A 20,494-nucleotide genomic window follows, 5' to 3' on the forward strand; every position below is an offset into this window, starting at 1 on the left:
GGGGGCTGCCCTTTATGTTTATGGGAAGCCGGACCGGGGCCCTTGGGCGAAACGAGAGAGCGAGCATGAGCGAGACGGAAACGAGGTCGGGACGGCGTGGCGGACGCGAGGCGCGGCGCGCGATGCGGGCGGCCCCCTTGCCGGAGAATCAGCGTCCCGTCTGGCCGGGCCTCGAGGGCGGCCGCTACAAGCCGCTGACCGATGCCGACATCCAGAAGATCCATCACGCGGCGCTCGACGTGCTCGAGAATGTCGGCATGGCCGACGCGATCCCGAGCGGGATCGAGGTCATGACGGCCGCGGGCGCCAAGCTCCAGGGCAATGGCCGCCTCACCTTCCCGCGCGCCCTCATCGAGGACACGATCGCCAAGGCCGCGCGTAAGTTTCCGCTCTATGCGCAGGATCCGCGCTACGACATGGAGCCCTGGGGCAGCAAGGTCTATTTCGGCACCGCCGGCGCCGCCGTCCACATGGTCGATCCGATCACCGGCGAATATCGCGAATCCACGACGAAGGACCTCTACGACATCGCGCGTATCGTCGACACGCTCGACCATATCCATTTCTTCCAGCGCGCGATCGTCTGCCGCGAGCTGACCGATCCCTTCGAGATGGATTTCAACACCTGCTATGCCAGCGTCTTCGGCACCACCAAGCATGTCGGCACGAGCTGGGTGGCTCCCGAGCAGCTCGAGGCGTCGCTGCAGATGCTGCATGCGATCGCGGGCGGCGAGGACAAGTGGCGCGAGCGCCCCTTCGTCAGCCAGTCGAACTGCTTCGTCGTGCCGCCGCTGAAGTTCGCGGCCGATGCCTGCCGCTGCCTCGAGGTCGCGGTGCGCGGTGGCATGCCGGTGCTGCTGCTCTCGGCCGGCCAGGCCGGCGCGACCGCACCCGCCTCGCTCGCCGGCGCCATCGTGCAGGAAGTGGCCGAGGTGCTGGCGGGGCTCGTCTATGTCAACGCGATCAAGCCCGGCGCGCCCGCGATCTTCGGCACCTGGTGCTTCGTCTCGGATCTGCGCACCGGCGCCATGTCGGGCGGCAGCCCGGAGCAGGCGCTGCTCTCGGCGGGTGCCGCCCAGATGGGCCAGTTCTACGACCTGACCGCCGGCACGGCCTCGGGCATGACGGACTCCAAGGTGCCCGACGCACAGGCCGGCTATGAGAAGGCCTACAACCATGCGCTGGTCGGCAATGCGGGCGCCAACCTGATTTATGAATCGGCCGGCATGCATGCCAGCCTGCTGGGCTATTGCCTGGAGAGCCTGCTGATCGACAACGACATCATCGGCGCCGTCCAGCGCACGATCAAAGGCATCGAGGTGACGGACGAATCGATCGCGCTCGAGACCATCCGCCAGACCTGCCTCGAAGGCCCCGGCCATTATCTGGGCGCCGACCAGACGCTGCAGCTGATGCAGACCGAGTATGTCTATCCGCTGGTCGGCGACCGCACCACGCCGAAGGAATGGGTCGAGCAGGGCCGCCCGGGAATCGTCGATCGCGCCGTGCGCAAGACCAGGCACATCCTCGCCAACCATTTCCCCGCCCATATCTCGACCGCGGTCGACGATTCGATCCGCCAGCGCTTCCCCGTGCGCTTGCCGCGCGACGCGATGCGCAAGACGGCGGCCGCCGCGGAGTGAGGCAGGCAGCCGCTCTTTAGTCATCCCCGCGAAAGCGGGGATCCACCTCAACGCTTGGCGACCTGGATCAAGATGGATCCCCGCTTTCGAGCGTGTGAAGAAATCGGCGATGCCAAAGAACTCTCTCGCCCCCTCCCCTTGCGGAAGGGGGTAGGGGGAGGGGCGATGCCGTGCGAGATCCTGGCAAATAAGCGGAGCCTGATCTGCTCGGGCTCGCTCGCTTGGCACCCTGTCTAGGCCTTCTGCCTCCAGAGCGGTGATTGATCGCAGGGATGCCCCCAGCTGCGTCCGTGGCACCCCTCCCCCCAACCCCTTCCCGCAAGGGGAGGGGGCTTGAGTGTTTGCCACGCCCTTGCGTGGTGCTCTCGATTTCTTCACGCGCTCTTTCGCGGGGATGACGCCGAAGGCTGTCTTCCGCCGGCGGAGCCGGCAATCATCGCTTGAGGCTGCGATTGGCCGAGGCGCCGCGCGACAGATGCGCCGCGTCGAGCGGCACCACGCCCACGGGCTCGGGGATCTCCGGCGAGACGGCGCTGCCCGCGAGATAGTCGAACCCGGCCGCGATCGCGGCGATGGCGAGCGGCGGCGTGTTGATACCAAGAACGTAGCTTCTCAGGCCCGCCGCGCGCGCCGCCTTGCCGAACTCGGCCAGGCCCCGCATGGCCCGCGCATGAGGCCAGGCCTGCTCGCGCAGGTCGCCGCCGACCGTGCGCGCGCCCGCCGCCAGCACGCGGCTGAAATCGGTATGGTCCAGCGACAGCCGCAGCACGACCTCGCGGCTGACGCGGCGCAGGCCTCCCACCAGCGCCGGCAGCAGCGCCCAGTCGCCGGCATAGGCGTCGAGCAGGTCGAGCAGCACGAGCTGGCGCATCGGCACGGGTGCCGCCGACAGCAAGGCCAGGAGCTCGGCGCGCGCCACCGGCATGTCGAGCAGCGCGCGGTGCAGCGGCAAGGAGAGGATCGCCTTGGTGCCCTGGCGCATCATGGTGGCGAGATCGGCCAGCGACTTCTTCACCATCAGCAGATCGACGGCGGCCGCGACCTCGGAATCGCTCTCCCAATCCATGAGCTCGTTCACGGAGAGCTGGGCGTCGCCCACCAGGAAGCGGAGATTGAGGCTGTAGGAGGTGATCGCTTGGGTCTCCCGGTGCCAGATCGGCTGGTAGCGGAAGCTGGCGCCGCGCAATTGCGAGACGATCAGGTCGCGGCCGCTTTCGTCCGGCGCGGCGCCGGCTGCCGCGGCGACGGGAACCGTCATGCCGCTCGCCGCCGCCTCGATCTGGCGCAGGGTTTCCTGGCGCCGCACGCTCTCCGCGATCTGGCGCTGCTGCTCCGCGGCATCGAAGATCACATGCTCCGCCGGTCCCTCGACCTGGCGCCAGTCGCCGACCGCCTGGCCCAGCGTCTTGATGAGATCGTTGAGCGCGCGGGAGCTGATCCGAATGGGCACGCTGCGCGGGGTCCCCTCGGCGCCGGGTTCGCGCGGAATGCGGACCTCGCGCCAATCGGGGTCCTTCTGGACCTTGCCGGTGGTCGGGGTCCAGGACGCCATCGATTCGTCCGCAGGACCGTGCTCCGTGACGGCGGGCGCCGCATCGAGCAGCTTCGTGACGGTGGCGATCGGATCGATCGGATCGAGCGTCATGCGTCCGTCGACCTGGATGGTGGCCGTCGCCAGCTTGATATGCGCCAGATCGCGCTCGATCCCGAAGAGCTTCTGCTTGATCTCGGCGGCGACGAGGCTGCAGATCGCCGCGGCCTGCTCGCCGTCCTGCTGGGTGAACAGCAGGACGAAATGCGCCTCGTCGAGACGGATGAAGGCGTCGTTGGGGCCGAGCCGGCTTTTCATCACCGACGCGATCGTGGTCGCGACGCGCGGTGCGATCTGCGTCCAGCGGTCGCCGAACTCGCGCTTGAGCTCGTCGAGATTGATGAGCTTCACCCGGCCGGCCGAGATCGCCTGGCCGTAGCTCAAGGCGCTGTTCAGCCTCTGGCCGAACTCGATCCGCGTCGCGGCTTCCTGCGGCGCGGGCGGCTTGGTACTGCCGTCGGCTTGCGGGAGATCGATGACGGGCGGGATGGGAGGGCTTTCGGAGGCTGCCGGCAAGGCCTCGCCCGTGGGGCTGGCGGAACCGGCAGCGACACCCTGCCCGCCCAGTCCCAGCATCGAGGCGATGTTGCCCCAGAGACGTGCCATGATCCTCGCCCGAGGTGATCGGAAGGGCACCGGCCGAACGCACCGGTCCCCTCGCAGGGCCGCATCGGCGACGCGACGCCTGCGCCCGCGATCCAACGCCAGGAAGGTGAAGGGCTGATTAAGACCGCTCCGCGGCAGCCAAACTCATGCCGGCACAGGGATTTCCGGCCGCGATTCGCGCAAGGGCGGTGCGGCTTTGAGCTCGCGGTTGCGCCGCGCCACGGTTCCCGGCTCGGGAGCCGTCTCGAGGCCCGCCACCGGCACGGCCGCGCGGATCAGGGTCTGGAACTGCTGCACCCTGACCTCCTTGGCCGACAGGATGCCGCTGCGATAGCCGCCGGAGCCGAGCCCCGCCTGCACGCCCTCGACCAGCCCCTTGTCCTCGCGTCCGACCAGGAGATTGATCCGCTGGTTGAGCCAGCGCGCCGCCCTCATCTCGCGCCGCGCATCGGGCAGCGCATAGGCACGCGAGCGCGCGACACATTTGCCGGGCGCCAGCGGCAGGATCTGGAAGTAGTCGATCTGGTCCGGGTAGATGTCGAAGGCGAGGCTCGGGAACAGGCTGTAATAGAGCCAGGCGCGCTGCCGCTCCTCTGGCAGATGCTCGACCGGCGGCAGGAACTTCAGGTAGTGGCGCTCGCTCCAGCTGGGCGAAGGACGGTCGATCAGCCGGCCGCCGCCATGCGACACGCCCAAGGGCTTCACCTCGTAGCGATAGGTGGCGCCGTAGAGCCGCTGCAGGCCGGGATGGCCCACCGGCACGTGATAGGCCTCGATATTGTTCTCGACCGCGACCTTCCAGTCGGCGGCGATCGGCGTATGGCCGTGCTTCCCGAGCGGCTCCATCTCCGCGATGCGGTAGAAGCCGAGCGCTTCCCGATAGGGTGCGAGCTGCTCGGCGATCGAGGGGCCGTCGCCGCCGAAGCGGATGAAGACCAGCCCCATGAAGATCTCCATCTCGAGCGGCCGCAGGCCATACTCGCTCTTGTCGAGACCGGGGAAGCTGTCCTCGCTCGGCACCGCCTTCAGGGCGCCGTCGAGCTCATAGACGAACCCGTGATAGCGGCAGCGGACATTGCGGCCGCAATTGCCCGCATCGCCCTCGAGCAGGCGATAGGCGCGGTGGCGGCAGACATTGTGGAAGGCGCGCAAGGCGCCGTCACGGTCGCGCAGCAGGATGGCGCTCTCGCCCAGCAGGTCGAAGCGCAGGAAATCGCCCGGCTGCTTCAGCTCGTTCACATGGCCGACGAGCTGCCAGGTCCTGAGGAAGATCGCCTCGCGCTCGAGCGCGAAGATCTCCTGGTTGTTGTAGATCCAGGCGGGCAGGGTCGTGGGGATCATGGCGGCGCGCTTCACGCTGTGAGGGACCGGCGCCGACTGTAAGGGAAATCGAGGCGGGGTGAAAACGGTCTCGGCCGCTCTCGGAGCAGAGCGACCGCTTCAATTCCTTCTCCTCCCCCTCGAGGGGGCCGGGGTGGGGGCCGGCCACAGGCTCGCTGGACACCAGTACCGGAGCGCTCGAGAGCCCTTCAAGGTCGCGTCCTTCGATCACCCCCACCCTAACCTCCCCCTCAAGGGGGAGGGGATTGGAGTGAACGTCCTCGGCTCGGATAGATTCGGACAGAGACGCCGCCGTTGCCTTGCAAAACGGCGCAAGGCCGTTCACGCCGCCGGCCGTGACGGATGCCATCTTCCCGCCAACGCTGCCACGGGAGGAGGCGATGGCTCTTTCTGATCCGCTATCGACGCGACGCCTGCGGCGGCGCCTTGATGCCCTCGAGCACCATGTCGATGAGGCGATCGATCGCCGCGTCGTCGCCCGGATTGTCCCGGACCATCAGCCGCAGATAGAGCGGCCCGTAGAGCGCGTCGCAGACGGTCTCGATATCGAGATCCGGGCGCAGCTCGCCATCGGCCATGCCGCGCTGGAGGATCCGCGCGGCCGCGGCGCGGCGCGGCTTGAGATAGCCGTCGATGAAGGCCTTGCGCGCCTCCGGGTCGCTATGGGCCTCGGTGATGATGCCGGCCACGAGCCGCCCGGTACGGCCGCGAAAGAGCTTGGCCAGCGCCTTGAGCTGGACGCGGAGTCCCGCCACCGCGGAACCGGTCTCGGGGAAGGCGCTCCGCTTCTCGGCGATGGTGAGGAAGGCTTCGGTCGCGAGCGCGCCCTTGGTCGGCCACCAGCGATAGATCGTGGTCTTGGCGGCGCCCGAGCGCCGGGCGACCGCCTCGATGGTGAAGGGCTGGTCTCCGCCTTCGTCGAACAGCTCGTAGGCCGCGCGGAGGATCGACTGGCGCGTGTCCTGGCAGCGCGGCCGTCCGGGCCCGCGTTCCTCGGTAACAGCAGTCATGATGGGTCTCTTTCTGCTCACGCTCCTTAAATAGGATACGGTGCGTTGCGTTTTTTGCAAGACTGCCACGCCTTGTTTCGCCACATTCTAAGTTTAGATACGGATCGTAGCGTATTTAACGCCTCTGGAACATGACGGGAACTTCATCATGAGCGACTGGCACAGCGAACCGAGGCTGGACGATCTCCTGGCCGACCCGACCACCCGGCTGGTGATGTCGGGCGACCATGTCCAGGAATCGACGCTGCTCGGCCTGCTCGCCCGGATCCGGAATGTCCTCGGGCAGCGCCGGGCGGACAGCGCCGCGCCGGCAGATCGGGGAACCGGCAAGGGCCGGTAGGGACGATGACCATGTCGATCAGGCATTTCTTGACCGGGCACGCCGCCAAGCGCGGCGGCCTCGCCGTCGCGGCGGTGGCCCTCATCGCCGCCGGCGGGTTCTATGGTTACGGCTATTGGACCTCGGGCCGCTTCGTCGAGACCACCAACGACGCCTATGTGAAGGCGGACTACACGATCGTCGCGCCGAAGATCTCGGGCTATATCGCCGAGGTCATGGTGGACGACAACCAGCCGGTCAAGGCCGGCCAGGTGCTGGCGCGCATCGACGAGCGCGATTTCAAGACCGCGCTCGACCAGGCCAACGCCGATGTCCAGGCGGCGCAGGCCGCGATCAGCAATCTCGATGCCCAGCTCGCCTGGCAGCAGTCGATCGTCGACCAGGCCACGGCCGATATCGCGTCGGCCGAAGCCGCGGTCAATTTCGCCAAGCAGGACCATTCGCGCTACCAGGACCTGATGAAGACCGGCTATGGCACGGTGCAGCGCGCCCAGCTCGCCGAATCCGACCTGCGCCAGCAGACGGCGCTTCTGGAGCATAACCGCGCGGCGCTGGTCGCCGCCCGCAAGCAGATCGACGTGCTGACGACCCAGCGCAGCGAGGCCGACGCCCAGCTCGCCCATGCCCAGGCGGTGGCGCAGCAGGCGACGCTCAACCTCGCCTATACCTCCATCACCGCGCCCATCGACGGCGTCGTCGGCGCGCGCTCGCTGCGTCCCGGCCAGTATGTCCAGGCCGGCACGCAGCTCATGGCGGTGGTGCCGCTGCAGGCGGCCTATGTCGTCGCCAACTTCAAGGAGACCCAGCTTACCCAGATGCGCGACGGCCAGCCCGTCACCATCGAGGTCGACAGCTTCCCGGACGCCGTGATCCATGGCCGCATCGACAGCCTGGCGCCGGCGAGCGGGCTCGAATTCAGCCTGCTGCCGCCCGACAACGCCACCGGCAACTTCACCAAGATCGTCCAGCGCATCCCGGTCAAGATCACGCTCGACCCGAACGATCCGCTGGTCGGGCTGCTGCGGGCCGGCATGTCGGTCGAAGCCTCGGTCGACACCAAGGCGACGGTGCTGGCCGAGAAGCAGATGGAAACGCAGGTCGCCGAGCACTGATCGGCCTTGGCCGAACCTTCCGCACAGCCCGGACCGCACGCCATGTCCGCCGTCGAAACCTTTGAATCCTCCCCGCGCCTCGTCCTGCCGGCGCCGGCCGCCAAGCCCGCCAGCAACGAGAACGACGGGGCCTCGGTGTCGGCCAAGACCTGGCTCGCGGTCGTGGGCTCGGCGCTCGGCGCCTTCCTCGCCGTGCTCAACATCCAGGTCGTGAACTCGGCGCTGGCCGACATCCAGGGCGCCATCGGCGCCGGCATCGACGACGGCGGCTGGATCTCGACCGCCTATCTCATCAGCGAGATCATCGTCATTCCCCTGAGCGGCTGGCTCTCCAAGGTGTTCTCGACGCGCCGCTACCTGCTGGTCAACACCCTGCTCTTCCTGCTCTTCTCGGCCGCCTGCGCCCACGCCGAGAATCTGGGCCAGATGATCGTGCTGCGCGCGCTGCAGGGCTTCGCCGGCGGCGTGCTGATCCCGATGGCCTTCACCATCATCATCACCATGCTGCCGCGCGCCAAGCAGCCGATCGGCATGGCGCTCTTCGCCGTCTCCGCCGTGTTCGCGCCGGCGATCGGCCCCACCATCGGCGGCTATCTCAACGAGAATTTCGGCTGGCAGTACATCTTCTACGTCAACCTCGCGCCGGGCATCGTGATGCTCGTCATGCTGTGGTTCTCGCTCGAGCGCGAGCCGATGCAGCTCAGCCTGCTCAAGGGCGGCGACTGGCTCGGCGTCATCACCATGGCGATCGGGCTGGGGTCGCTCCAGACCGTGCTCGAGGAAGGCAACAAGGACGACTGGTTCGGCTCGACCTTCATCACCCGGCTCTCCGTCATCGCCGCGATCTCGCTCACGGCCTTCATCGCGATCGAGCTCACCGTCAAGAAGCCGCTGCTCCATCTGCGGCTCCTGCTGCGGCGCAATTTCGGCTTCGCGACCCTCGCCACCATGCTGCTCGGCATGGTGCTCTACGGCTCTGTCTTCGTGCTCTCGCTCTATCTCTCGCAGATGCAGGGCTACAATGCGGAGCAGATCGGCGAGGTCCTGGCCTGGGTGGGCCTGCCCCAGCTCCTCTTGATCCCGCTGGTGCCCAAGCTGACGAAATGGATCGACACCCGGCTCCTGATCGCAGGCGGTCTCGCCCTCTTCGCCGCCAGCAACTTCATGAACATCCACCTGACCGACGATGTCGCGGGGCCCGAGCTCTTCCTGCCCAACATCGTGCGCGCCATCGGCCAGGCCGTCACCCTGGCGCCGCTCTCCGCGATCGCGGTCGCCGGCATCGAGCGGCAGTTCGCGGGATCCGCCTCCGCCATCTTCAACATGACGCGCAACCTGGGCGGCGCCATCGGCATCGCCCTGCTGCAGACCGTGCTGACCAACCGGGAGAAGTTCCACTCGGAGATCATCACCAGCGACGTCACCCTGTTCGATGAGGCGACGCGCCAGCGGCTCCACGATCTCACGCAGTATTTCCTCGCCCATGGCGTCTCCGATCCCGCCACCGCCTGGCGCGAGGCGGTCGTCGCCATCGGCCGCAGCGTCCACCAGCAGGCCTCGATCATGGGCTATGGCGACGCCTTCTACCTCCAGGGCGTCATCCTGGTGCTGGCGCTCGTCTGCACCTTCTTCATGAAAAAGGTCCTGGTCGAGGGTGGCGGCGGGGGGCATTGAATCCATGCCCCAGCGGCACTCGCGCCGGCGCCGGCCGGGCTCTATGACGGCTCTCCGATAACGATGACGTGTTCCGGAACGGTTTGATCCTTCGGCGGCAGGGCCCATATTCTGCGGCAGCCGGTCCGAAGAGGTCCGGCCGTGCCTTGGAGAAAGACCCCGATGGTAACGCGTGGATTCACCGGCCGGCGGCCGGCGCCGGAGCTTGCCGACCGGATTCCGCCGGGTCAGTCCCTGACCCAGGACTTCCCGGTCCTCTCCGCCGGCCCGACGCCGCGGATCCGGCTCGAGGACTGGTCCTTCACGCTCAAGGTCGGACCCAAGCCGGTCATGCGCTGGAATTGGGCCGAGTTCAACGCGCTGCCTCAGACCAAGCTGACGCGCGACATCCATTGCGTCACCAAATGGTCCAAGCTCAACACGCCTTGGCAGGGAGTGACGATCGACGACATCCTGCTGGCCGCCGGCCTCGAGGCGCCGCCCACCGGCTTCACCCTCGCCCATTCCTATGACGGCTATTCCACCAACCTGCCGACCGCCGATCTCGTCGGCGGCAGGGCGATGGTGGCGACGCAGTACGAAGGCAAGCCGCTGACGCCCGATCATGGTGGGCCGGCGCGCCTGCTGGTGCCGCATCTCTATTTCTGGAAATCGGCCAAATGGGTGAACGGCCTCCAGTTCACCGAGACCGACGTGGCGGGCTTCTGGGAGCTGCGCGGCTACCATATGCGCGGCGATCCCTGGAAAGAGCAGCGTTTCACCGGTGACTGACGCGGTCGCCCCGGCGGCATCGGCGCCTCTGGCGCTGCCCTGGCAGCCCGCCACCCTCGCCGCCATCGCCAAGCAGACGGCGCGCGTCTCGAGCTTCTTCCTGGCGCCCCAGCGGCCCTTCGCCTTCGAGGCCGGGCAGCATGTCGACTTGCGGCTGACGGCGCCCGACGGCTATCAGGCGGAGCGCAGCTATTCGATCGCCTCCGCGCCCGAAACGACCGGGCCGATCGAGCTCGCGATCGAGCGGCTCGATGACGGCGAGGTCTCGCCCTATTTCCACGATGTCGCGGCCGTCGGCGACGAGATTGAATTGCGCGGGCCGGTCGGCAGGCATTTCGCCTGGAACGTCCGCGATGGCGGGCCGCTCCTGCTGCTGGGCGGCGGCTCGGGCGTGGTGCCGCTGGTCTCGATGATCCGCCACCGCGCGGCGCAAGCGTCGCGCCCGCCGGCGCTGCTGCTCTATTCCGCCCGGCGCTGGGACGAGCTCGTCTTCCGCGACGAGCTCCTGGCGCTGCAGGGCCGGCGCGACGGCTTCGATCTCGCCCTCGCGCTCACGCGCGACCGCGTTCGGCGACCCGGCAACTATGCGCGCCGCGTCGACAAGGCGATGATGACCGAGCTTCTGGCCCGCCTGCCGCAACGCCCGGCTCAGGTCTTCGTCTGCGGCGGCAATCCGTTCGTTTCGGCGGCGGCCGATGCCGCCATCGCCGCCGGCATCGAGCCCCGGCTGATCCGCACCGAACGCTATGGGCAATGAAAGGCCGCCGCACAGCGTGCTTCCGACCGTCACATTTCCATCCCGGTGATTCCCATGCGCAGCGCTTCGAGACCTGACATCTGGCTTGCCGCCGGCGTCCGCACGCCCTTCGCCAAGGTGGACGGACCGCTCGCGGGCTATGACGCGATCGGCCTCTCCGTTCCCGTTGTTCGCCACATGCGGGCGCAGCTCGGCGGCGCCGAGCCCGATTTCGCCGTCTGGGGCGCCGTCGTGCCCAACCTCACCTGGAGCAACCTCGCGCGCGAGGTGCTGATGGAGGCGGGCCTGCCGCCGACCATCCCCGCCTTCTCCACCGTCATGGCCTGCGCCACCAGCATGATCGGCGCCTTCGAGGCGGCCGGCATGATCGACGGCGAGACCCGCAACCTGGCGCTGGTCGGCGGTGTGGACAGCCTCAGCAAGATCCAGATCGGCCTCGGCCAGCGCCTCTCCGACTGGCTGCGCCAGTTCCAGCAGGCGCGCTCGCTGGGCCAGAAGGTCTCGCACCTGGCCGAGCTCAAGCCCGGCGATGTGCGGCTCTATGTGCCGGGCATCGCCAACCGGACCACGGGCCTGAGCATGGGCGAGCATACCGAGATCACCGCCAAGGAATGGCAGATCGGGCGCGCCGACCAGGACGCCCATGCGCTGGAAAGCCACCAGCGCGCGGTCGCCGGCTGGGAGCACGGCTTCTTCGACGATCTCGTGATTCCCCTGGGCGAGGTCCGGCGCGACAGCATCCCGCGCCAGGACAGCTCGCTCGAGAAGCTGGCCCGGCTGCCGCCCGCCTTCGACCGCACCAGCGGCAAGGGCAGCCTCACCGCCGGCAACTCCTCGCCGCTGACCGACGGCGCCGCGGGCCTCTGGGTCGCCTCGGAAAAGGGCCTATCCAAGCTGCCGATCGGCACGCCCAGGGCGAAGCTCGTCGATTGGGAGATCACCTCGGTCGATTTCCGTATCGAGGGCCTGTTGATGGCGCCGGCCTTCGCGATCCCGCGCCTGCTGGCGCGCCAGGGCCTCGCCTATGACGATATCCATCTCTGGGAGATCCACGAGGCTTTCGCCGCGCAGGTGCTGTTCCACATCAAGGCGCTCGAGAGCCCCGACTTCCTCAAGACCAAGGCCGGCGTCGAGACGAGCCTCGGCCGCTTCCCGCGCGAGCGCCTCAACCCCAACGGCGGCAGCGTGGCCCTGGGCCATCCCTTCGGCGCCACCGGTGCGCGCATCCTGAGCCAGGCGGTGAAGGAGCTCGCCGCGCACAAGCCCGGCGAACGCGCCATCGTCAGCATCTGCACCGACGGCGGCCAGGGCGGCGTGGCGCTGCTGGAAGCGGCGTGATGAAATTGGACGGTGCGATGCTCGTCGCGCAATCGCGCGCGGCGTCGCGTGACCAACTGAGAAGCGTCTGGTGAAAAGTGGTGGGCGCGACAGGGATTGAACCTGTGACCCCTACCATGTCAAGGTAGTGCTCTCCCGCTGAGCTACGCGCCCATTCACTGTCCGGAGCCGTCCGGGCCGAAGGCTTTCGCCTGTCAGGTCCGACGGGATCTTGTTCCGACCCCGGCAAAGAGGCGTGGCATTACCATTGCCCGACCCCGCTTGGCAAGGCCCGGAAAGGTCTCAGGCTGCCAAGCCCGGAGACCGCAAGCCGCAGGGCCTCAGGCCGCCAGGATCGAATCGACCTCGGCCACCAGATCGCGCAGATGGAACGGCTTGGAGAGGACGCGGGGCGCGCCCGGCAGGCCGTCGCGCTGGCGCAGCGCCACCGCGGCGAAGCCGGTGATGAACAGCACCTTCAGCTCCGGGTCGCGCGCCGAAGCGCGGCGCGCCAGCTCGATGCCGTCGAGACCCGGCATGACCACGTCGGCCAGCAGGAGATCGAACACATTGCCGTCGAGCTTCGCCTCCGCCTCGCTGCCATCGGGCGCGGCCTCGACCCAATGACCGGCACGACGCAGCGCCTTGGCGAGGAACTCACGCAAGGAATCGTCATCTTCGGCCAACAGAATACGCGCCATCGGAACTCCAACCCTCCGTCAGCGGGGTTCTCAAGGATAGGAGCCAAGCCTGAAGCAATGGTTAGCATAACCCCGTTGCGTGAGGCCAACCCCTTGAGCTGTGCCCCTTTTCGGGCGATCGCGCGATTTTCGGACAATTGCGCGTCGTTGGCCAAGCGGCAAATTCCGCCCGGAATCGCGCTCCGCCGGGGCCCTTCGGCGGCGGCGGGCCGACCCCCGAGGATGTGGCGCGCCGGGGCGCGGGAACGATCCCCAGGCACCGCTCCCGGACCCCATGCAACCCATGGCAGACGACAGATTTTTCGACTACATCAAATTCCATGAAATCGACACCCGCGAGCGCCAAGCCGGCCGCTCCCCTCTCCGCCGGCCGGCCGGCCGGGAGCGGTGCCGCCTTCGAGATTCTGGCACCGGCCGCGCAGACCGTGCCGCTGGTGTTCTCCTCGCCGCATAGCGGGCGCGACTACGCGCCCGAGCTCCTGGCCCAGTCGCGGCTCGATCCCCTGACGCTCCGCCGCTCCGAGGATTCCTACGTCGACGAGCTCTTCGCGGCGGCGCCGGAGCATGGCGCGCCGCTGCTGCGGGCCCTCTTCCCGCGCGTCTTCGTCGATCCCAACCGCGAGGCGCTCGAGCTCGACCCGGCGATGTTCTCGGACGCGCTGCCGGCCGAGGCGAACGCCACCTCGCCGCGCGTCGCGGCCGGCCTCGGCTCCATCGCGCGGGTGGTGGCGTCGGGCGAGGAGATCTACGGGCGCAAGCTGACGCGCGCCGAAGCCGAAGCGCGGCTCGACCGCTATTGGCGGCCCTATCACACGGCCCTCCAGGAGCTCCTCGCCGGCACGCGCCGGCGCTTCGGCCATGTGCTGCTGATCGACTGCCATTCGATGCCCTCGGTGGGCGGACCGATGGAGCGCGATGCGGGCGACCGGCGGCTCGATTTCGTGCTGGGCGACTGCCATGGCCGCTCCTGCGCGCCGGCCCTCACCGACCGCGTCGAGGCGATCCTCAAGGCCGACGGATTCCGCGTCGAGCGCAACGCGCCCTATGCCGGGGGCTATGTCACGCAGCATTACGGCCGGCCCGCCGAGGGGCTCCATACACTGCAGATCGAGGTCAACCGCGCGCTCTACATGGACGAGGCGACCTACGAACGCCGCCCCGGCTTCGCGGCGCTCCAGCGCGCGATCGGCCGGCTGATCGGCGAGCTGGCCCGGATCGAGCGGACGGCCTTCGCGGCATGAGCCCCCTTTCATGAGCGCCCCCCCTTGAGCGCCATTTCGACGTTTCCTTCGCCTTCCATCCTGGTGCGCGATGCGCGCGCCGACGACATGCCGGCGCTGCAGGCGATCTATGCCCATCACGTGCTGAACAGCGTCGCCACCTTCGAGGAGGTGCCGCCGGACCTGGCCGAGATGAACCGGCGGCGCGAGGAGATCCAGGCCCGCGGGCTTCCCTACGTGGCGGCGGAGCGCGACGGCGTGGTGCGGGGCTACGCCTATTGCAACAGCTTCCGGCCGCGCTCGGCCTACCGCTTCACGGTCGAGGATTCGGTCTATGTGGCCCCCGACGCGACCGGCCAGGGGTTCGGGCGCTCGGCCCTGCGCGAGGTCATCCGCCGCGCCACGGCGCTCGGCATGCGCCAGATGGTGGCGGTGATCGGCGATTCCGCCAACAGCGCCTCGATCGGCATGCATGAGAGCCTGGGCTTCCACCGCGAGGCGGTGCTGCATGCGGTGGGCTTCAAGCATGGCCGCTGGATCGACGGCGTGATCATGCAGCTGGCGCTGGGCGAAGGCGACAGCACCCCGCCGGCGCGCTGAAGCCGGCCATCCGCCCCCTGGGGCCGGCCGGGTCCCGAAAAGCCAAAAAAAAGGGCCGTGCGTTGCACGGCCCAAGTTCTGGGAGGAAACGCCCATGAGGCGTTCATGCAAGAAGAGGCGCTGTCAGGGGGACAGGACAGCCTCATCTCGCAACGCAACATATGGCCCCATGGCGCACCGAAATCAATGGGCGAATTGTGAAAATAATATGTTGATTTCCCAGGAGATGCGACGTTCGGACGCAGCGTGAGCAATAGTTGTGCGTCGCACAAGAAGAGCTTTCGGACGCTGGTCGGGCACCCAGTGAAACCACACCCGGGCGCTATCTTATTGACGGGCTGGCAACCCATTCCTGGCATAGCTCTTGCTCTCCCGACAGCGAGGCCCCTGACGGGCCTGTCGAAACCGACGACCGAGGAGAGCGATGAGGACGCCCACCGCCGACCGCCGGATCACCGCGCCCTGCGCCCTGGCCGCGAGCCTGATGCTCGCGCTGGCCCTCCTGGCGCGCCCGGCCGCCGCCAGCAACCAGGTTCCCGCCCCCGATACGGCGGCCGAAACCGCGCCCGACAGCCCCGCCGAGGCGGCCGAGATGCCGTCGGACGACTGGAAGCTCTGCTCGACCCAGATCAGCCGGGTCGAGGAACAGGAGCAGATCCCGAGCCTCCTGCTCCATGCCATCTCCAAGATCGAATCCGGCCGGACCTCGCCCGAGGGCACGGCAAGAATTGCCTGGCCCTGGACCGTCATGGCCGAGGGCAGGGGGCGTTATTTGCCGACCAAGGCCGCGGCCATCGCCGAGGTGAAGAAGCTGCGCAAGGCCGGGGTGAAGAGCATCGATGTCGGCTGCATGCAGGTGAACCTCATGTATCACCCCGACGCCTTCGACAGTCTCGACGACGCCTTCGACCCGGCGCAGAACGTCGCCTACGCGGCCCAGTTCCTGAAGGCGCTCAAGGACGAGCTCCATTCCTGGATCAAGGCGGTCGGCAGCTACCATTCGCGCACGCCGGCCTATTTCTCGGTCTATCGCTCCAAGGTCTTCGCCGCCTGGCGCCAGGAGCAGAAGGACCAGCGCTCGGCCCTGCGCAACGATATCGCCGCCGCCCAGGAAGGTCGCATCGAGAACCTCGCCTTCCGCCACGCCGGTCCGGTCTCGGCGGTGATCGCGGCGTTCAACGAGTAGCGAAGGACGAGACCGACACGAAGGCCGAGAACTTCTTCTTTCTTATCTCCTCCCCCGTCTTCGGGGGAGGGCAGGGCGGGGGATGACTCGATCTCAGATCTGGTCGGGATGCGAAGGGGCCAATACCGAGCAGCCCCCTCCCCAACCCTCCCCCAAAAGTTGGGGGAGGGGATATGTGAAAAAGAAAATCTGCAGCAACGCAGCCGCCGTCCCGTCTTGCGACCCTCGGCGCTTCGCCCTAGCGTCGCCTCATGTCGATCGATCTCGCCAGGGCCCGCGCCGACACGCCGGCGACCGCGCGGCTGATCCATCTCAACAATGCCGGCGCCGGCCTGATGCCGACCCCGGTGCTCGAGACCGTGGTCAGGCATCTGCAGCTCGAGGCGGAGATCGGCGGCTACGAGGCAGCGGGCGTGACGGCGGCGCGCCACGAGCGGGTCTATGATTCGATCGCGACGCTGCTCGGCTGCCATCGCGACGAGGTGGCGCTGGTCGAGAACGCGACCGTCGCCTGGCAGCTCGCCTTCCATTCGCTGAAGCTCGGGTCCGGCGACCGCATCCTCACCGCCGAGGCCGAGTACGCCAGCAACTATATCGGCTTCCTCCAGGCCTCCCGGTCGCGCGGGGTCGAGGTGGCGGTGGTGCCGAACGATCCCGACGGCGCCTTCGACGTGGCGGCGCTGGAACGGATGATCGATCCGCGCGTCAAGCTCATCGCCGTCACCCATGTGCCGACCAATGGCGGGCTGGTCAATCCGGCGGCCGCCATCGGCAAGGTCGCGCGCGCCCACAAGATCCCGTTCCTGCTCGATGCCTGCCAGTCGGCGGGACAGCTGCCGCTCGATGTCGATGCGGTCGGCTGCGACATGCTTTCCGCCACGGGCCGCAAATATCTGCGCGGGCCGCGCGGCACGGGCTTCCTCTATGTCCGTCGCTCGCTGCTGGAGGGGCTCGAGCCGCCCTTCATCGATCTCCAGGGCGCGCGCTGGGTGGCGCCCGACCGCTACGAGCTGAGACCCGATGCGCGCCGCTTCGAGAACTGGGAGAACTATATCGCGGGCCAGCTCGGGCTGGGTGCCGCGGTCGACTATGCGCTGGGCTGGGGCCTGCATGCGATCGCGGCGCGCGTGGGCGCGCTCGCCGACATGCTGCGCACGCGCCTCGCCGCCATTCCCGGCATCGGCTTGCGCGATCTCGGGCGCCAGCGCTGCGGCATCGTGAGCTTCACCGTCGCCGGGCGCGAGCCGCGCGAGCTGGTGCCCCTGCTGCGCCAGCAGCACATCAACGTCTCGGCCTCGGGCCCCTCCTCGACCCTGCTCGACGCGCTGGCGCGCCGTCTCCCCGACCTGCTGCGCGCCTCGGTGCATTACTACAACAGCGAAACCGAGATCGACCGCTTCGTGCAGGCGATTGCCGCGATCGCGCGGGGGCGGTGACCGAAGGCTGGCGCTCCCGTCCCCTTCACGTCATCCCCGCTTTCGAGCGTGTGAAGAAATCGAGCGGCACCACGCAAGGGTGTCGCAAACACTCAAGCCCCCTCCCCTTGCGGGAGGGGGTTGGGGGAGGGGTGCCACGAGTGCATTTGGGGGCATCCCTGCAATCAATCACCGCTTTGGAGGCAAGAAGGCCTGAACATGGCGCCAAACGAGCGGACACGAGCAGATCAGGCTCCGCTTTTTTGCCGGGATCTCGCACGGCATCACCCCTCCCCCAACCCCCTCCCGCAAGGGGAGGGGGCGAGAGAGTTCTTTGGCTTCGCCGATTTCTTCACACGCTCGAAAGCGGGGATCCATCCTTCCCCTGCACACCAAGCTTGACGTTGGATCCCCGCTTTCGCGGGGATGACGGCAGGAGCAATGAGCGAGGGCGTTGCTTTTCGGTCGGCGCTTCTTGCGCCTCAGCTCTGCGGCGCCTGCCCCTGCGCCAGCGCCTGCTTGCAGCGCACGGCGTCGACGAAGGACTGGTTGATGGTGATGCCGTCGCGCACCGAGCTCAGATAGAGATCGATCCAGGCATCGTCCTTACCCATCGCCTTGTATTCCGCGCGGGTGCCGCCCTCGTCGGCGAGAATGGTGTTGTATTCCTGCACATATTTCTCGCCCGAGGCGATCGAGGGCTCGAAGCCGCCGCCATGCGCGATCATCTCGTCGATCGGCTTGGTCAGCGTGTTCTCCAGCTCCTCCGGACCGATGAAGCCCGCGAGCTGATCGTAGGGCGTCACCAGCTTGGCCTTCACCGCCGAGAGATTCTCGGGGCAGCTCTGCGGCGGGGCCGGCGGCGGCACAGGTGCCGGGCCGGCGGTGGTGCAGGCGGCGAGCAGCGCCAGCAGGAGCAGGCCTGCGAGCCGCGTTCCCATGCGGCCCGCTCTCCCTGTCGCCGCGGCCATCGTCATGTCCATGCGCTCATCCTTCTGTCGCGACAGCAAAGCTCAGCCCCAGAGCGCCGCCGGCGGCGGATCGACCCGGCTGCCATGGTAGGCGAGGCCGGGCACGCGATCCTTGGCCAGCAGCAGCGGTCCGTCGAGATCGACCCAGCGCGCGCTCTGCCCGGCCAGCAGCGCCGGCGCCATGGAGAGCGAGGTGCCGACCATGCAGCCGACCATGATGGCGAGCCCCGCCTCTTGCGCCGCCGCCACCATCGCCAGCGCCTCGGTGAGGCCGCCGGTCTTGTCGAGCTTGATGTTGACCGCGTCATACCGGCCCACGAGCCCCTTGAGGCCGGCGCGATCATGGCAGGATTCGTCGGCGCAGACCGGCACCGGATGCGGCAGGCTCGCGAGTGCTTCATCGGCGCCCGCCGGCAGCGGCTGCTCGATCAGCTCGACGCGCAGCTCGCGCAAGGCGGGCGAGAGCTCGGTGAAGATCGCAGGCGTCCAGGCCTCGTTGGCATCGACCACGAGCCGCGCCTTGGGCGCGCCTTCGCGCACGGCGCGCACCCGCTCGAGATCGCCGGGACCGGAGAGCTTGAGCTTCAAAAGCGGGCGGTCGGCCGCGGCGCGCGCGGCCGCCCCCATCTCCCCGGTGCTGCCGAGCGAGAGCGTATAGGCGGTCTCGAGCGGCTTGGGCGCAGGCAATCCGGCGATCTCCCAGACGCGCCGGCCCGTTCGCTTGGCCTCGAGGTCCCAGAGCGCGCAATCGACCGCGTTGCGCGCGGCGCCCGGCTTCATGCGCCGCTGCAGGGCGGCGCGATCGGGCGCGCGCTCCAGCGCCGCGCGCTCGGCCTCGATCTGGGCCGTGACGCTTTCGATGCTTTCGCCATAGCGCGCATAGGGGACGCATTCGCCATGGCCCCGCACGCCGTCCGCCTCGATCGTGACCACCACCACCCGCGCTTCGGTCTTGGAGCCGCGCGAGATGGTGAAGCGGCCGGCGAGCGGCCAGGTCTCGACCGCGATCCCGAGCGTCGCCGTGGAACGGGTCATGGGGCTCAGAGGAGAAGCTGGTCGACGATGGGGCCGACTCCGGTGCGCAAGGGGTCGACCGCCGGCAGCGCGAACTTCACCGCGGTCTCCTTGAGATAGCGCTCGGAAGCGGCCGCATCGAGGGCCGAGGTGTTGATCGAGAACCCCACCAGCTTCACGTTCGGGTTGGTCAGCCGCGCCGCCGCGATGTTGGCGTCGATGCAGGCCTGGAGGTCGGGCAGCTTGTAATGCGGCAGGCCCCGCATATGGGCGCGCGTCGGCTCATGGCACATGACGAGCGCGTCCGGCTGGGCGCCATGGAGCAGGCCCAGCGACACGCCGGCATAGGAGGCGTGGAACAGCGAGCCTTGCCCCTCGATCAGGTCCCAGTGATCGGCGTCGTTCTCGGGCGACAGCCACTCGACCGCGCCCGACACGAAGTCCGAGACCACCGCATCGATCGAGACGCCGTCGCCGGCGATGAAGATGCCGGTCTGGCCGGTGGCGCGGAAATCCGCCTTGAGGCCGCGGCGCTTCATCTCGGCCTCGAGCGCCAGGGTGGTGTACATCTTGCCGATCGAGCAGTCGGTGCCGACCGCGAGCAGCCGCTTGCCGCGGCGCTTCTTGCCATTACCGACCGAGAACTCGCGGGTGGGGTGGCGCACGTCGGCCAGTTGCCGCCCCAGCTTGTCGGCCGCCGCCTTCAGGGCCGGCACGTCGCTGAGCCGCTTATGCAGCCCGCTCGCCAGGTCCATGCCGCGCTCGAGCGCCTCGACCAGCCCCGGGATCCAGCTCTCGTCGAGCAGGCCGCCGCGGTTGGCGACGCCGACGATCACCGTCTTGACGCCCGCCTTCTCCGCCTCGGCGATCGTCATGTCCTTGATCCCCAGATCGGCCTTGCAGCCCGGCAGGCGCAGCTGCCCCAGGCACCAGTCGGGCCGCCAATGCACGATGCCCTGGGCGGTCTTGGCGGCAAGCTGATCGGGTGCCGTGCCGAGGAACATGAGATAGGGCCGCCGCAAGGACATGGCTGGAACACTCCGTCGGATGGAGGCGGCAGGCCCCGGGCGGGGCGCCGCGGAAGAAGGGCGAATGGCCGGCGATCCTACCCAAGCCCCGGCGGCCTGTCGGCAGGGAAAATATGCGTAAGGGTCATGCGTGGTACTGGAAAACCAATCCCCTCCCCCGCTCAGGGGGAGGGTTGGGGAGGGGGCTGCGCTGCCGT

18 protein-coding genes and 1 tRNA gene are annotated in these 20,494 nt (G+C 68.4%); 11 read left to right on the forward strand and 8 right to left on the reverse strand.

Features of this window, described 5'->3' with window-relative positions:
* The first annotated feature begins 65 nt into the window (after positions 1–65).
* Positions 66–1,643 carry a trimethylamine methyltransferase family protein gene (locus FRZ61_RS20120; RefSeq protein ID WP_151119412.1) on the forward strand — a complete coding sequence of 526 codons (1,578 nt, stop codon included), beginning with the start codon at positions 66–68 and terminating at the stop codon, positions 1,641–1,643.
* 433 nt (positions 1,644–2,076) lie between these two features.
* Here the strand turns inward: FRZ61_RS20120 and FRZ61_RS20125 are convergent, their stop codons facing one another.
* From FRZ61_RS20125 to FRZ61_RS20135, 3 genes are all read right to left on the reverse strand, one after another.
* On the reverse strand, positions 2,077–3,840 hold the full coding sequence (locus tag FRZ61_RS20125; RefSeq protein ID WP_151119413.1) for a hypothetical protein: 1,764 nt from the start codon (positions 3,838–3,840) through the stop codon (positions 2,077–2,079).
* 144 nt (positions 3,841–3,984) lie between these two features.
* Positions 3,985–5,181, reverse strand: coding sequence for an aromatic ring-hydroxylating oxygenase subunit alpha (locus tag FRZ61_RS20130; protein WP_151119414.1), 1,197 nt, complete (start codon positions 5,179–5,181; stop codon positions 3,985–3,987).
* A 398-nt stretch (positions 5,182–5,579) separates the two neighbouring features.
* Entirely contained in the window at positions 5,580–6,191 is a 612-nt protein-coding gene (locus FRZ61_RS20135) for a TetR/AcrR family transcriptional regulator (protein ID WP_151119415.1), read from the reverse strand.
* Positions 6,192–6,339: 148 nt separating this feature from the next.
* Between FRZ61_RS20135 and FRZ61_RS20140 the strand changes: the two genes are divergently transcribed.
* From FRZ61_RS20140 to FRZ61_RS20165, 6 genes are all read left to right on the forward strand, one after another.
* A complete protein-coding gene (locus FRZ61_RS20140; RefSeq protein WP_151119416.1) occupies positions 6,340–6,531 on the forward strand; it encodes a hypothetical protein in 192 nt (63 codons plus the stop codon).
* An 11-nt stretch (positions 6,532–6,542) separates the two neighbouring features.
* Positions 6,543–7,643 carry an HlyD family secretion protein gene (locus FRZ61_RS20145; protein WP_225308914.1) on the forward strand — a complete coding sequence of 367 codons (1,101 nt, stop codon included), beginning with the start codon at positions 6,543–6,545 and terminating at the stop codon, positions 7,641–7,643.
* A 42-nt stretch (positions 7,644–7,685) separates the two neighbouring features.
* Positions 7,686–9,317, forward strand: a complete 1,632-nt coding sequence (locus FRZ61_RS20150) for an MDR family MFS transporter (protein ID WP_151119418.1) — start codon at positions 7,686–7,688, stop codon at positions 9,315–9,317.
* 162 nt (positions 9,318–9,479) lie between these two features.
* The gene (locus FRZ61_RS20155) at positions 9,480–10,088 is read left to right on the forward strand and encodes a sulfite oxidase-like oxidoreductase (protein ID WP_151119419.1); all 609 of its coding nucleotides are present in this window, start codon (positions 9,480–9,482) and stop codon (positions 10,086–10,088) included.
* Positions 10,081–10,845, forward strand: coding sequence for an FAD-binding oxidoreductase (locus FRZ61_RS20160; RefSeq protein WP_225308915.1), 765 nt, complete (start codon positions 10,081–10,083; stop codon positions 10,843–10,845). Before FRZ61_RS20155 ends, FRZ61_RS20160 begins: the two co-directional genes overlap by 8 nt.
* A 54-nt stretch (positions 10,846–10,899) precedes the next feature.
* On the forward strand, positions 10,900–12,183 hold the full coding sequence (locus FRZ61_RS20165; protein WP_151119420.1) for an acetyl-CoA C-acyltransferase: 1,284 nt from the start codon (positions 10,900–10,902) through the stop codon (positions 12,181–12,183).
* Between the two features lie 78 nt (positions 12,184–12,261).
* Here the strand turns inward: FRZ61_RS20165 and FRZ61_RS20170 are convergent.
* Both FRZ61_RS20170 and FRZ61_RS20175 read right to left on the reverse strand, forming a co-directional pair.
* Positions 12,262–12,336: transfer RNA gene (locus FRZ61_RS20170), tRNA-Val, on the reverse strand.
* A gap of 167 nt (positions 12,337–12,503) precedes the next feature.
* A complete protein-coding gene (locus FRZ61_RS20175) occupies positions 12,504–12,863 on the reverse strand; it encodes a response regulator (RefSeq protein WP_151119421.1) in 360 nt (119 codons plus the stop codon).
* A gap of 320 nt (positions 12,864–13,183) precedes the next feature.
* Here FRZ61_RS20175 and FRZ61_RS20180 point away from each other — a divergent pair, with 320 nt between their 5' ends.
* From FRZ61_RS20180 to FRZ61_RS20195, 4 genes are all read left to right on the forward strand, one after another.
* On the forward strand, positions 13,184–14,104 hold the full coding sequence (locus tag FRZ61_RS20180) for an N-formylglutamate amidohydrolase (protein WP_151119422.1): 921 nt from the start codon (positions 13,184–13,186) through the stop codon (positions 14,102–14,104).
* Between the two features lie 24 nt (positions 14,105–14,128).
* A complete protein-coding gene (locus FRZ61_RS20185; RefSeq protein ID WP_263641740.1) occupies positions 14,129–14,683 on the forward strand; it encodes a GNAT family N-acetyltransferase in 555 nt (184 codons plus the stop codon).
* A gap of 424 nt (positions 14,684–15,107) precedes the next feature.
* Positions 15,108–15,869, forward strand: coding sequence for a lytic transglycosylase domain-containing protein (locus FRZ61_RS20190; protein WP_225308916.1), 762 nt, complete (start codon positions 15,108–15,110; stop codon positions 15,867–15,869).
* A 251-nt stretch (positions 15,870–16,120) separates the two neighbouring features.
* Positions 16,121–17,305, forward strand: coding sequence for an aminotransferase class V-fold PLP-dependent enzyme (locus tag FRZ61_RS20195; protein ID WP_151119423.1), 1,185 nt, complete (start codon positions 16,121–16,123; stop codon positions 17,303–17,305).
* A 461-nt stretch (positions 17,306–17,766) separates the two neighbouring features.
* On the opposite strand, the gene FRZ61_RS26465 is transcribed toward FRZ61_RS20195, so the two are convergent.
* The 3 genes from FRZ61_RS26465 to dgcN all read right to left on the reverse strand — a co-directional run bounded on the left by FRZ61_RS26465 (position 17,767) and on the right by dgcN (position 20,297).
* The gene (locus FRZ61_RS26465; RefSeq protein WP_191909121.1) at positions 17,767–18,225 is read right to left on the reverse strand and encodes a hypothetical protein; all 459 of its coding nucleotides are present in this window, start codon (positions 18,223–18,225) and stop codon (positions 17,767–17,769) included.
* Between the two features lie 72 nt (positions 18,226–18,297).
* Complete coding sequence (dgcA, locus tag FRZ61_RS20205) at positions 18,298–19,290, reverse strand: N-acetyl-D-Glu racemase DgcA (protein WP_151119424.1); 993 nt, start codon at positions 19,288–19,290, stop codon at positions 18,298–18,300.
* A gap of 5 nt (positions 19,291–19,295) precedes the next feature.
* Complete coding sequence (gene dgcN, locus FRZ61_RS20210; protein ID WP_151119425.1) at positions 19,296–20,297, reverse strand: N-acetyltransferase DgcN; 1,002 nt, start codon at positions 20,295–20,297, stop codon at positions 19,296–19,298.
* Positions 20,298–20,494: the final 197 nt, after the last annotated feature.

It is taken from the genome of Hypericibacter adhaerens (assembly GCF_008728835.1).
Taxonomy (GTDB): Bacteria; Pseudomonadota; Alphaproteobacteria; order Dongiales; family Dongiaceae; genus Hypericibacter; species Hypericibacter adhaerens.

What these genes read in the sequence shown, in the direction of transcription:
- FRZ61_RS20120 (WP_151119412.1), top strand. Translation starts at nt 66, where the DNA reads ATGAGCGAGACGGAAACGAGGTCGGGACGGCGTGGCGGACGCGAGGCG.
- FRZ61_RS20125 (WP_151119413.1), bottom strand. Translation starts at nt 3,840, where the DNA reads ATGGCACGTCTCTGGGGCAACATCGCCTCGATGCTGGGACTGGGCGGG.
- FRZ61_RS20130 (WP_151119414.1), bottom strand. Translation starts at nt 5,181, where the DNA reads ATGATCCCCACGACCCTGCCCGCCTGGATCTACAACAACCAGGAGATC.
- FRZ61_RS20135 (WP_151119415.1), bottom strand. Translation starts at nt 6,191, where the DNA reads ATGACTGCTGTTACCGAGGAACGCGGGCCCGGACGGCCGCGCTGCCAG.
- FRZ61_RS20140 (WP_151119416.1), top strand. Translation starts at nt 6,340, where the DNA reads ATGAGCGACTGGCACAGCGAACCGAGGCTGGACGATCTCCTGGCCGAC.
- FRZ61_RS20145 (WP_225308914.1), top strand. Translation starts at nt 6,543, where the DNA reads ATGTCGATCAGGCATTTCTTGACCGGGCACGCCGCCAAGCGCGGCGGC.
- FRZ61_RS20150 (WP_151119418.1), top strand. Translation starts at nt 7,686, where the DNA reads ATGTCCGCCGTCGAAACCTTTGAATCCTCCCCGCGCCTCGTCCTGCCG.
- FRZ61_RS20155 (WP_151119419.1), top strand. Translation starts at nt 9,480, where the DNA reads ATGGTAACGCGTGGATTCACCGGCCGGCGGCCGGCGCCGGAGCTTGCC.
- FRZ61_RS20165 (WP_151119420.1), top strand. Translation starts at nt 10,900, where the DNA reads ATGCGCAGCGCTTCGAGACCTGACATCTGGCTTGCCGCCGGCGTCCGC.
- FRZ61_RS20175 (WP_151119421.1), bottom strand. Translation starts at nt 12,863, where the DNA reads ATGGCGCGTATTCTGTTGGCCGAAGATGACGATTCCTTGCGTGAGTTC.
- FRZ61_RS20180 (WP_151119422.1), top strand. Translation starts at nt 13,184, where the DNA reads ATGAAATCGACACCCGCGAGCGCCAAGCCGGCCGCTCCCCTCTCCGCC.
- FRZ61_RS20190 (WP_225308916.1), top strand. Translation starts at nt 15,108, where the DNA reads ATGAGGACGCCCACCGCCGACCGCCGGATCACCGCGCCCTGCGCCCTG.
- FRZ61_RS20195 (WP_151119423.1), top strand. Translation starts at nt 16,121, where the DNA reads ATGTCGATCGATCTCGCCAGGGCCCGCGCCGACACGCCGGCGACCGCG.
- FRZ61_RS26465 (WP_191909121.1), bottom strand. Translation starts at nt 18,225, where the DNA reads ATGGGAACGCGGCTCGCAGGCCTGCTCCTGCTGGCGCTGCTCGCCGCC.
- dgcA (WP_151119424.1), bottom strand. Translation starts at nt 19,290, where the DNA reads ATGACCCGTTCCACGGCGACGCTCGGGATCGCGGTCGAGACCTGGCCG.
- dgcN (WP_151119425.1), bottom strand. Translation starts at nt 20,297, where the DNA reads ATGTCCTTGCGGCGGCCCTATCTCATGTTCCTCGGCACGGCACCCGAT.